At 42.1% G+C, this 12,154-nt stretch carries 11 protein-coding genes; 9 read left to right on the plus strand and 2 right to left on the minus strand.

Annotated features, from left to right (window positions below; genetic code table 11):
* Nucleotides 1–383: 383 nt before the first annotated feature.
* A complete protein-coding gene (rne, locus tag WDB87_RS07845; protein WP_337849528.1) occupies nt 384–3,500 on the minus strand; it encodes a ribonuclease E in 3,117 nt (1,038 codons plus the stop codon).
* 757 nt (nt 3,501–4,257) lie between these two features.
* Here rne and rluC point away from each other — a divergent pair.
* Together rluC and WDB87_RS07855 are read left to right on the plus strand one after the other, a co-directional pair.
* Nucleotides 4,258–5,217 (plus strand): 23S rRNA pseudouridine(955/2504/2580) synthase RluC, encoded by a 960-nt coding sequence (gene rluC, locus WDB87_RS07850; protein ID WP_337849529.1) that lies wholly within the window; start codon nt 4,258–4,260, stop codon nt 5,215–5,217.
* Entirely contained in the window at nt 5,217–5,876 is a 660-nt protein-coding gene (locus WDB87_RS07855) for an HAD-IA family hydrolase (RefSeq protein WP_337849530.1), read from the plus strand. Before rluC ends, WDB87_RS07855 begins: the two co-directional genes overlap by 1 nt.
* Here WDB87_RS07855 and WDB87_RS07860 read toward each other — a convergent pair.
* Entirely contained in the window at nt 5,873–6,472 is a 600-nt protein-coding gene (locus tag WDB87_RS07860; protein WP_337849531.1) for a Maf family protein, read from the minus strand. The genes WDB87_RS07855 and WDB87_RS07860 overlap by 4 nt on opposite strands.
* Nucleotides 6,473–6,603: 131 nt before the next feature.
* On the opposite strand from WDB87_RS07860, the gene yceD reads away from it, so the two are divergent.
* The 7 genes from yceD (at nt 6,604) to fabF (ending at nt 12,094) form a co-directional block, all read left to right on the plus strand.
* The gene (yceD, locus tag WDB87_RS07865; RefSeq protein ID WP_055015064.1) at nt 6,604–7,128 is read left to right on the plus strand and encodes a 23S rRNA accumulation protein YceD; all 525 of its coding nucleotides are present in this window, start codon (nt 6,604–6,606) and stop codon (nt 7,126–7,128) included.
* 10 nt (nt 7,129–7,138) lie between these two features.
* Entirely contained in the window at nt 7,139–7,309 is a 171-nt protein-coding gene (rpmF, locus tag WDB87_RS07870; RefSeq protein WP_004587686.1) for a 50S ribosomal protein L32, read from the plus strand.
* Between the two features lie 11 nt (nt 7,310–7,320).
* Nucleotides 7,321–8,358 (plus strand): phosphate acyltransferase PlsX, encoded by a 1,038-nt coding sequence (plsX, locus tag WDB87_RS07875; RefSeq protein ID WP_286247089.1) that lies wholly within the window; start codon nt 7,321–7,323, stop codon nt 8,356–8,358.
* A gap of 53 nt (nt 8,359–8,411) precedes the next feature.
* Nucleotides 8,412–9,338, plus strand: coding sequence for an ACP S-malonyltransferase (gene fabD, locus WDB87_RS07880; RefSeq protein ID WP_337849532.1), 927 nt, complete (start codon nt 8,412–8,414; stop codon nt 9,336–9,338).
* An 11-nt stretch (nt 9,339–9,349) separates the two neighbouring features.
* Nucleotides 9,350–10,096, plus strand: a complete 747-nt coding sequence (gene fabG / locus WDB87_RS07885; protein ID WP_004587689.1) for a 3-oxoacyl-ACP reductase FabG — start codon at nt 9,350–9,352, stop codon at nt 10,094–10,096.
* A gap of 250 nt (nt 10,097–10,346) precedes the next feature.
* Entirely contained in the window at nt 10,347–10,583 is a 237-nt protein-coding gene (acpP, locus tag WDB87_RS07890) for an acyl carrier protein (protein WP_004587690.1), read from the plus strand.
* 272 nt (nt 10,584–10,855) lie between these two features.
* Complete coding sequence (fabF, locus tag WDB87_RS07895; RefSeq protein WP_337849533.1) at nt 10,856–12,094, plus strand: beta-ketoacyl-ACP synthase II; 1,239 nt, start codon at nt 10,856–10,858, stop codon at nt 12,092–12,094.
* The last annotated feature ends 60 nt before the right edge of the window (nt 12,095–12,154 follow it).

The following is a 12,154-nucleotide window of genomic DNA, read 5'->3' on the forward strand; positions in this document are numbered from 1 at the left end:
TTATATCGCGCTTTTTTATTGCCTGTAATTTAGTTTTATTAATGCTCGAAAGCACAGTGTCTCTTATCCTCTTCGAGGATAACCTTTATTACAGGCTTTGCCCGGCACGCTAACAAGTTATGCGTCCACACGATAGAGTTTATACTGGTGCTAATGTAGCTGTAGGCGTGAAGCTTGCTCACGCTGGTGCTAATGTAGCTGTAGGCGTGAAGCTTGCTCACGCGAGAAGCAACGGAGCTGTTTATTTTTGCTAGTAAAGATCTACCGCACAAAGAGAAGAGAAAGAGGAGCAATTGAGAAAATACATTTCAGGACAAGCCAGGTATTAAAACAAAAAAGCCGCGCTATTTTTACATAGCGCGGCTTTTTAATAAGGCTAAGGGTTACTCAGCGCTCATTGTTTTAGTCATTGCAGAGCTCGCACGACCAGCTGGTTTAATTGAACCTGCACGTAAGCCACTATCAGGCACTAGCTCACGCTTATCGTGTGCCATAGCAACTGATGTATGCTTTACGTCGCTATCAGCAACTGGAGTCGGTTGTGCCATTGGTGCACTTGCCGCGCCTTTGGTGATAACCGTTTTTGCATTGGCATCTTTTGCAGGTGCACTTACAGTCTCAACTTGCTCAGCTACTTCAGGTTCTGCCTTTACAGACTCTGGAGCTACTGTTTGCTCAGCTACTTCAGGTTCTGCTTTTACAGGCTCTGGAGTTGCTGGTTGCTCAGCTACTTCAGGTTCTGATTTAACAGGTTCAGGTGCTGAAATAGGTTGTTCAGTAACAACAACTGGCTCTTCCGCTGTTTCTGGGTCAACAGTTTGCACTGCATCGTCATTTGCTGTTGTTTGCTCTGCTTTAGGAGCAGCTTCAACTTTAGCTAAGTCTTCTACAGCTAACGCTTGCTCAACATTTTCTGAAGCATCGTTTGAGGTTGGCTGTTCAGCTTTTGCTTTTAGCTCGGCCTCGTACTCTGCCGCAGCTTGGTCAGCTACTGGTACAAATACAGGTGCTTCATCTGACTTTTCTTCTGTAGCTTCACCTTGCTCAGGGCGGCGACGACGCTGACCCGAAGCGCGAAGGTGGCGAGGAGAACGGCGCGAACGCGTACGTGTTTGTCCTTGCTCATCTTCAGAGTTTGCTTGGTCGGTTGACGCTGCAGCTGCTGGCTTTTCTTCTTGCTCAGCTTGTGCCTTTGGTGCTTGCACTTTTACCGGTTCAGGTTTTGTTTGCTCAGACTTTTGCTCATTTGTAGCTTGCTTTGCCGTAGGCGCTTGTTCTTGCGCTTTAGGTTGCTCTACTTTTGCTGTTTCAGTGCTTTGCTGCGCTTGCTCAGGCGTATCAGATGCTTTTACTTGCTCAGTATTTTCATCTTGAATACGTACTTTTTTACGAACATTACGACGTTGACGGCGAACCTTTGGTTTTTGCTCTTTAGGCTCAGTACTTTGTTTTGCCTCAGTTTCATTCGCTTTAGCGTCTGTTTTAACTTGCTCTTTGTCTGCATTACGATTGTCGTTATTACGGTTATCGTTGCGCTTACGCGAGTTAGGATTACGACGACGCTTGTTGCGGTTCTCGTTTTTCTCTTGGCTTTCGTTCGCGGTAGAATCAGTTTTCACTTCTTCTTCACTAGGGCGTTCACCACGAGGTTTTGAGCGTGAGTTATTACGGCGACGTTGGTTGTTATTACGGCGGCGATTGTCACTGTTACCACGGTGATTGTTATTACGCGTTTGTTGTTGCTTTTCTTGCTCAGCTTTTTCTTTTGCTTGCTTTTCTTCTTCGCTTTCACCAGCAAATAAAGACTTAAACCAATTACCAATAGCAGCCAATAGGCCACCTTCAACCTTAGGTACAGCTACTGGCGCTGCTGGTTTGTCTACTTTAGCTTGTGGCGCTGGCGTTGAAGGCATAACAACACCTTTAAGCATCGGCTCTTCACGTACAGGCGCAGCTGCTGGTTTAGCCATTTCGAACGACTCTGGCTCAGGTGCAACTACTTGATCGTAACTTACTGTTTCCAGTGTTTCGTCTTTACGTAAACGCATTACTTCGTAGTGAGGTGTTTCCATGTGCTGATTAGGAATAATCACAACATCACATTTGTGGTGCTTTTCAATACGATGAACACTTCTGCGCTGCTCATTTAATAAATAAGCGGCAACAGCAACTGGCACTTGGGCATTTACTTGTGCAGTGTTGTCTTTAATTGCTTCTTCTTCAATTAAACGCAGAATAGAAAGGGCGATTGACTCGTTAGAGCGAATAGTACCTTGGCCGCTACAACGTGGGCATGGGCCTTGACTTGCTTCACCTAGTGATGGGCGCAAACGCTGGCGCGACATTTCAAGTAAACCAAAACGAGAGATTTTACCAATTTGTACGCGCGCACGATCTGGGCGAGCCGCATCTTTTAAGCGGTTTTCTACTTCACGTTGATGGCGCGGCGGTGTCATATCGATAAAGTCGATAACTATTAAGCCACCTAAGTCACGAAGACGTAATTGACGGGCAATCTCGTCTGCAGCTTCTAAGTTGGTATTTAGTGCTGTTTCTTCAATATCACCGCCTTTAGTTGCTTTAGACGAGTTGATATCAATAGAGGTAAGCGCTTCTGTTGGGTCAATTACAATTGAACCACCTGAAGGCAAACGCACTTCACGTTGGAACGCAGACTCAATTTGGCTTTCAATTTGGTAATGCGTAAACAATGGCGTGTCGCCTTGATACAGCTTCACACGGCTCATAAAGTCAGGGCGAAAACGCTCAATGTGCGCTTTAGCTTCTTCAAATACACGTGGTTTATCAATTAAGATTTCGCCAATGTCACGACGTAAATAATCGCGAATTGCGCGGAAAATTACGTTGCTTTCTTGGTGAATCAAAAACGGTGCTTTAGCACTGTCGGCTGCTTGTTGAATTGCATCCCAATGAACTAAAAGCGCTTTTAAATCGTAATTTAATTCTTCAAATGATTTGCCAACACCTGCGGTACGAACAATTAGCCCCATGCCTTTAGGTAACTCTAAGCGGCTTAACGCCTCTTTAAGGTCGGTACGCTCATCACCCTCAATACGACGAGAAATGCCGCCTGCACGAGGGTTATTTGGCATAAGCACTAAGTAACTACCCGCTACGCTGATAAAAGTAGTAAGGGCTGCGCCTTTTTGGCCGCGCTCTTCTTTATCTACTTGTACAATTACTTCTTGACCTTCTTTAATCACGTCGCGAATGTTAGGGCGACCATGAAAAGTGTAACCTTGTGGGAAGTAAGTACGGGCAATTTCTTTTAAAGGAAGGAAACCATGGCGATCGGCGCCGTAATCTACAAATGCCGCTTCTAAAGAGGGTTCAATGCGTGTGATTTTGCCTTTGTAAATATTGGCTTTTTTCTGTTCGTGACCTGGGCTTTCTATATCTAAATCATATAGGCGCTGGCCGTCAACCAGTGCTACGCGCATTTCTTCTTGCTGCGTCGCATTGATTAGCATACGTTTCATATTGTTACTCTACTTATTTATGTCGCTGACATGACGAAACGTGTTCGCCTGTTCAGTTGTTCCTTTTTTAGAATGTGCAGCCTCACGACTGGGTCTGTAACGGAACGCTCTGTAATGTGTACGCAGTATTTTTTAAATGCTGGCTAACAATAACGTACGCTTACGTTATTAAATTCTTTGTGGTGCTAAAACTGTCGGCTATTAAGCTCGTTTACAAGTTTTACCCAGAAGTTGGCCTGTCATATCAATCTTTTTAGTACGTTTATGTTAGGCGCGTAGGGCTCGTTAAGTTGCTTAAATACGATGAGTATTTTTTTATACACTTACGAGCAAAGTTCGCTGCCGAATGTTAATAAACGCTTATTTGCTAGATTTTTAGTTCTAAATAAGCTGCTGTACGGTACTACATGTGAGCAAATGCTGAACAACGTATTTACGTCGTCACTATCAAACAAATTATTTGTTCATTGCTTTTATTTTTACATTAAATGTCAATTCATGTTCAAACTTAATCAGTAATATATTACGCGCATTACTGTTAGTTGAGCGCACGTGTTAACTGAGTAGGCATAAAAGCTTTGGAAAACTTAACTCGGATCTGTATGATCGGCTACCCAGAATGTGCATCACGAATGTTTTAATGTGTTAAAAAGCACCGTTGTTATTTTGCAAATACTAAATATTTGCGCTGCTGATTATCCCACTATTATAACCGTGTTAGCAACTAAATTATTTTACTTAAATCAGTGATTAGGCAATGTCAGAAAAAACCGGCTTACAAGTAACTTTTGTCACAATCAACGAAGACCATTTGGGTCAGCGTATTGATAACTTTCTTATTACCCATTTAAAAGGGGTGCCTAAAAGCGCTGTTTATAAAATTTTACGCAAAGGCGAGGTCCGCGTTAATAAAAAGCGTATTAAGCCAGTTTACAAATTACAGCTTGATGATGTCGTGCGTATTCCGCCCATAAAAGTAGCAGAGCGCGAAGAGTTTGTGCCTAAAAAGCTAGATAAAGTAAAACAGTTAGAAGACGCAATTCTATTTGAAGATAAGTACCTTATTGTTATTAATAAACCCTCTGGTATGGCCGTACACGGCGGCAGCGGCTTAAGCTATGGCTTAATAGAGGCATTGCGCGTATTACGCCCAGAAGAGCGTAATTTAGAACTAGTACATAGGCTTGATAGAGATACATCAGGTTGTTTATTAATTTCAAAGCGTCGCTCAGTGCTCACCGCGCTACATGAACAACTACGCGAAAAAACCATGGAAAAAAACTACTGGGCATTGGTAACAGGGCAGTGGGATTCATCGGTTAAAAATGTGACCGAAGAGCTGCGTAAAAACACGCTCAAGTCGGGCGAGCGCGTGGTGCGTGTAGACAATAACGAAGGTAAACCTTCACATACTCGCTTTAGAGTACTGGAACGTTTTAACGCGTGTTCATTAGTGCAAGCTTCTCCTGTAACAGGACGCACTCACCAAATTCGTGTTCATACGCAGTGTAAAGGTCATCCTATTGCGTGCGATGATAAATACGGCGACCAAGGTTTTGATGAATCAATGCGAAAAATTGGTTTAAATCGCTTATTTTTACACGCTCACGATTTAAGCTTTTATCACCCTAAAAACGAAACCACCATGCGTGTAGAAGCACCGCTTGATAACGCACTCAAAAATTGTATTTTAAAATTAAGAGATGCTAAAGCGTAATGACCACCGCTGAATTAAAAAAGTATAAACTGGTTATTTTTGATTGGGATGGCACTGTTATGGACTCAATTAGCAAAATTGTTAATTGCATTCGTCACAGTGCGCTGGCGCTTAATATTGTGCCGCCTAGCGACACAGCAATTAAAAATATTATTGGTATGTCGCTTGAACTTGCTATTGAGGTACTATTTCCTGACGACGTAGCGCAGCATCCCGCATTAATTAACGGCTATAAACAACAATACCGTATTGATACTACCCCAACACCTGTATTTGATAATGTAGAAAATGTACTAAGTACATTAAAAGCACAAGGTGTGATTTTAGCGATTGCCACCGGTAAAGGGCGCGCGGGGTTAGAGCGTTTGCTTGATAAAAGCCAGTTGCGCGAATTTTTTAGTGCAAGCCGTACCAGCTGTGAAGCGCAGTCTAAGCCATCTCCCGACATGCTCTACCAACTTTTAGATGAGTTGAAAATTAATGTAGATGATGCGCTTATGATTGGCGATACAAAAATAGACATGGCAATGGCAAAAGCTGCGGGTATGGATAGGTTAGGTGTTACCATGGGTGTCCATAATGCGCAGCAGTTAAACGAATTTACCCCTGTTGCAACCGTTAATAATTACCAACAGTTGCAACGTATTTTAGTTGGTTAAGCTGTTGGTTGCTCGCCAAGTATATCAAGATTAAACTCAGCTAATAGCTGGCTGAGTTTAATCAGCGGCAAGCCTATTAAACTATTTGGATCGTCCCCGTTTAATTTTTCAAATAAACAAATTCCTAACCCCTCACTTTTAAAGCTCCCTGCACAGTTATAGGGCTGCTCCGCATCGCAATAGGCTTCAATTTGCTCTAGAGTAAGCGTTCTAAATACCACTTCAAATGGTTCGATTAATGTTTTTGCTTTATCGCTAACAATATCGTAAACACATAGGCCGGTTAAAAACGTAACTGTTTGACCACTAAATAGGGAAAGCTGTTTTATGGCGTTTTCTTTATTATGAGGTTTACCAAGTATTTGCCCGTTAAACACAGCAACTTGATCAGAGCCAATAGCTAAACCTAGGTCAAAATGTTTACGTGCGGCGCGTGCTTTGTTTTCGCTTAAGCGCTTTACTAGTTGCTCAGGGGTTTCGTTTAATAAGGCGGTTTCGTCAATATCTGGCGAAAAAGTACTAAAGGGCAGATTAAATTTTTGCAATAAAGACTGCCTAAATGGTGAGCTTGAGGCTAATATAAGCGGGTGCTTCATAAATTATTATCCTAATTAAAATTAGTTTGAGTTAGGATAAATCAGATCCGTAATGAAAACACGTGAAAAACCATGTAAAAATGCTTTTTTGCTTTGACTAACCAATTAACTATCTATATGATGCAGCCCCTATGCAAAAGGTAAAAATTCCCATCACTCTTCATCCTGGGAAAGCAGCGCAACACCGTTTATCTTACGATGGTATTGTACCGCTTGAAAAACTTGCTCGTTTACGAGGTGTTGTACAGGAAGAAGTAGGTGAAATAGCGGTAAAAATTCAGTGCAAAACTGATGAGCAAGGTTTAGTTGTGATTAGCGGCAATTTGTCCACACACGTAACTGTAACTTGTCAACGTTGTAATGATGATTTAGGGTTGGATTTGGATCAAGACTTTATGTATTCGCCAGTTGGTTTGGATGCTGAGTCAGATGATCTTCCTGAAGTTTACGATGAAGTAGAACTTGATGAAAACGGCGAAATTAACGTATTTGAGTTAATCGAAGACGAGCTAATTTTAGCAGTGCCATTAGTGCCTACCCACAACGAAGCTTCATGCAATTACTCATCAAAGCCTGCTAGCTTTGGAGTGTTAAAAGCGGAAGATGATAAACCAAATCCATTTGATATTTTGAAACAACTTAAGAAAGATTCTTAGGAGAAGACTAATGGCTGTACAAAAAAGCAAAAAGTCTCGTGCAAGACGCGGCATGCGCCGTTCACACGATGCGATCAACGGTCCAACTTTAACAGTTGACCAAACTTCAGGTGAGACTCATCGTCGTCACCACGTAACTGCTGACGGTTACTACAAAGGCGTTCAAGTAATTTCTAACTAAGAGATTGCTTTATGCTGACTAATCTAACCATAGCGTTAGATATGATGGGGGGCGATTATGGCCCCCGTTCATCTATCCCCGCTGCCGTTTGCGCAGTAAATGCTCATGCCAATTTAACGCTCATTTTATGCGGCAACGAGCAAGTAATTGCAAATCAATTAGAATCCCTCGATTCACTTTCACACCCACGATTAATTATTCGCCATTGCAGTGAAGTTGTTACTAATGCTTGCGAACCCGCGTTAGCCGTGCGCTCTAAAAAAGATTCTTCAATGCGCGTTGCCCTTGATTTAGTTAAATCGGGTGAGGCACAGGCTTGTGTAAGTTCGGGTAACACAGGCGCCTTATTTTTTATGGCTCACTATGTATTAAAAATGTTACCCGGCGTTAAACGCCCTGCATTAATATCAGCTGTGCCAACAGAGCGAAAAACGCCAGTATACCTGCTTGATTTAGGCGCTAATGTACATTGCGATTGTGAAATACTTTATCAATTTGGCATTATGGGCTCGGTAGTTGCGGGGCAAGCGCTCGGCTGTGATAACCCTAAAGTGAGTTTACTTAATATTGGCTCAGAAGATATAAAAGGCCACGAAGGCATAAAGCAAGCAGCGCAACTTATGCAGCAAAGCCCTTATATTAATTACACCGGTTACAGTGAGGGCAGTGATATATTTTCGGGTAAGGCTGATGTTATTGTGTGTGAAGGGTTTGTTGGCAACGTTGCATTAAAAACCTGCGAAGGCATTGCTAAACTGATCATAAAAAAATTTACGAGTGCACTTGAAAAGCACTTAATTTACAAATGCATGGCGTTTATATTAAGTCCTATCATAAAAAAACTCTATAATCGGGTGAACCCCGACCAGTATAACGGTGCTTCTCTGGTAGGATTGCGCGGTATTGTCGTTAAAAGCCATGGAAATGCATCAGCAAAAGCATTTCAAGCAGCAATCGATGAAGCGGTAAAAGAAGTTGAACGTCAACTTCCAGATAAAATAGCCGCTATTTTCGAAAAAACACATTCTAAAAACTCGGCGGCCGAATAAATTTTAGGTGCCGTAGTTACACTAAATTTTTGTTTAATTAAAAAGAGCAAAGTATGGCACAAAAAATTGCACTTCTATTTCCTGGTCAGGGCTCACAAAGCGTTGGCATGTTAAGCGAGCTACTAGAGAGCTCTGACATTGTAAAAACAACCTTTAGTGAAGCGTCAAGCGCACTTGGCTACGATTTAGCAGCGCTTGTACTAAATGGTCCAGAAGAAGAACTTAATCAAACTCACCGCACTCAACCTGCTTTATTAACAGCAAGCGTGGCAATTTACCGTCATTGGTTAGCCCAAAACCTAGATACAGACGTTGTAATGGCCGGTCACAGCTTAGGTGAATACTCTGCACTAGTATGTAGTGGTGTTATTAGCCTAGGTGAAGCGGTAAAACTTGTAGAAAACCGTGGCTTATATATGCAAGAAGCTGTACCTGCTGGTGTGGGCTCTATGGCGGCTATTATTGGTTTAGGTGATGAAGAAATAAAAACCGCGTGTAAAGAGTCTGCACAAGGTGAGGTTGTTTCACCTGTAAATTATAATTCGCCAGGCCAAGTTGTTATTGCAGGACATAAAGCTGCTGTAGATAGAGCCTCACAAGCGTGTAAAGATGCAGGTGCAAAACGTGCCTTACCACTGAGTGTAAGCGTGCCTTCACATTGTGAATTAATGAAGCCAGCGGCTGAAAAACTTGCCAGCGATTTAGCGGCTTTAACATTTAATACACCTAAGTGTGATGTAATTAATAATGTTGATGTAAAAGCACAAAGCTCAGCTGATGCAATTAAAGATGCATTAGTGCGCCAACTATACAGCCCAGTTCGTTGGACAGAAACAGTACAAGCGCTCGTTGCTCAAGGCATTACGCAAAGCTACGAATTTGGCCCAGGTAAAGTATTAACTGGCCTTGCAAAACGAATTGATAAAGCAATGGTATGTGGCTCAGTAAATGACGCTGCTGGCATTGAAGCTGCAAAATAAGAGTATATAAAATGACTAATTTATTTTCATTAGAGGGCAAAGTTGTCCTAATTACAGGCGCAAGCCGTGGTATTGGTAAAGCAATTGCAAACACCTTAGTAGCGCAAGGCGCAAAAGTAGCAGGTACTGCTACAAGTGAGTCAGGTGCAGCTAAAATTAGCGATTACTTAGGTGATAACGGTAAGGGTTATGCTTTAAACGTAACCGATCCTGCATCGATTGAGGCAACACTTGCTGCAATAAAAGCCGACTTAGGTGATGTAGACGTACTTGTAAATAACGCGGGTATCACCCGTGATAATTTATTAATGCGCATGAAAGACGGTGAGTGGGACGATATTATCGATACCAACTTAAGCTCTATTTTCCGTTTATCTAAAGCGGTATTACGCCCAATGATGAAGAAAAAGAACGGCCGTATTATTAATATTGGCTCAGTTGTGGGCACTATGGGGAATGCGGGTCAAGCTAACTACGCTGCAGCTAAAGCGGGTGTGATTGGCTTTTCTAAATCGCTTGCTCGTGAAGTTGCATCACGCGGCATTACTGTAAATGTGGTAGCGCCTGGTTTTATTCAAACCGATATGACCGATGAGCTAACTGAAGATCAAAAAGCAGCTACCCTTGCTAATGTACCAGCAGGTCGACTAGGTCAGCCTGACGAAATAGCAGCGGCAGTGTGTTATTTAGCATCTGACGCGGCTGCGTATGTATCTGGCGAGACTTTGCATGTAAATGGCGCGATGTACATGGTTTAATCACCATTGTAATAAGCAAACGCTAAAAATAACTTAAGTAAGTGACCTCAAAAACATTGAAATTTTTGTGATCTTGCTTTAAACATACTTGAAATCGCTGTGAAAATAAGCGATAAAAGACAAAACAAACACTCAGAGGTTTGACCAGACAATTATTTATGGTCAAATCATTGAATCAGAGAATTATGCGGCGTAAACTACGCCGCAATCTGAAAATAACGCATTGGCGTTTTTAATAAAGGAAAGAAGAATGAGCGATATCCAAGAACGCGTAAAAAAAATTATCATCGAACAACTAGGTGTTAAAGAAGAAGAAGTTAAAAACGAAGCTTCTTTCGTAGACGACCTAGGTGCAGATTCTCTTGATACTGTTGAACTAGTTATGGCTCTTGAAGAAGAGTTTGATACTGAGATCCCAGATGAAGAAGCTGAAAAGATCACTACAGTACAATCTGCAATCGATTACGTATCAGCTCACGCTGAGTAATTAATCGCAAATTAAAGGCAGCATTCGCTGCCTTTAATCTATATATCCAAACCACCTCAAAGTTCATGATTCAAATTCACCCGCTTTTACTCTCTACTGCATTCATTTGTAATAGCACATACTTAACTGAATTTGAGACTCGCACTTTGAGGTCGCTTGGGTATGAATTCCCTTTGTAATGCCAATAGATTTAAGCTTAGTAAGTTAAACGCCTTACTAAACTAATAATATATTAATCAATTGGTTTAAATATCCCTTATTGGAGGCAAACCGTGGCTAAACGTCGAGTCGTCGTAACTGGCTTAGGAATGTTGACGCCGTTAGGTAATGATGTGCAATCTACCTGGCAAGGCTTATTAGATGGTAAAAGTGGCATACAAAATATAACCCACTTTGATACATCAAAATTTGGTACTAAATTCGCTGGACTCATTAATGACTTTGATGCAACTGCATATATGTCGGCGAAAGATACTAAAAAAATGGACTTATTTATTCAGTATGGCATTGCAGCGGGTGTTCAAGCCTTACAAGATTCAGGTCTTGAAGTTACTGAACAAAACGCAACACGTATCGGTGTTGCAGTAGGTTCAGGCATTGGTGGACTAACCTTAATTGAAGAAAACCACATAAAGCTACTTAACAGTGGCCCACGTAAGCTTTCTCCTTTTTATGTACCATCAACCATTATTAATATGATCTCGGGCCATTTATCAATGATGCATGGTTTACGTGGTCCTAATATTTCTATTGTGACGGCATGTACAACAGGCCTGCATAATATTGGCCATGCCGCCCGTATGATTGCCTACGGCGATGCTGATGCTATGGTAGCCGGTGGCGCAGAAAAAGCCTGTACACCTATTGGTATGGGTGGCTTTAATGCTGCACGTGCGCTTTCTACACGTAATGATGATCCACAAGCGGCATCTCGCCCTTGGGATAAAGACCGCGATGGTTTTGTATTATCTGATGGTGCAGGGGTTGTTGTAGTAGAAGAATATGAGCACGCTAAAGCCCGTGGCGCTAAAATTTACGCTGAGCTGGTTGGCTTTGGCATGAGCGGTGATGCGTACCACATGACCTCGCCACCGGAAGACGGTGCAGGTGCGGCACTTGCCATGCAAAATGCATTAAATGATGCGCAAGTAAATGCAGACCAAGTAGGCTACATTAACGCACACGGTACATCGACCAATGCTGGCGACAAAGCCGAAACGCAAGCGGTTAAAACTATTTTTGGCAGTGCAGCTAATAATGTAATGGTAGGCTCGTCTAAGTCTATGATGGGGCATCTATTAGGTGCAGCGGGTTCAGTAGAGTCTATTATTTCTATTTTATCGCTGGCCGATCAAAAAGTATCGCCAACAATTAACCTTGATAACCCAGATGAAGGCTGTGACTTAGATTACATAGCTCACACTGCACGAGATGCAAAACTCGACTTTGCATTGTGTAACTCATTTGGTTTTGGTGGGACTAATGGCTCGTTGCTATTTAAAAAGGTATAATCTTTTTTAACAACGAACCAAATTATAAGAGCTCAGTTGTTTAACTGGGCTTTTTTTATG

The sequence above is a fragment of the Pseudoalteromonas sp. C12FD-1 genome, from assembly GCF_037414265.1.
Classification (GTDB): Bacteria; Pseudomonadota; Gammaproteobacteria; order Enterobacterales; family Alteromonadaceae; genus Pseudoalteromonas.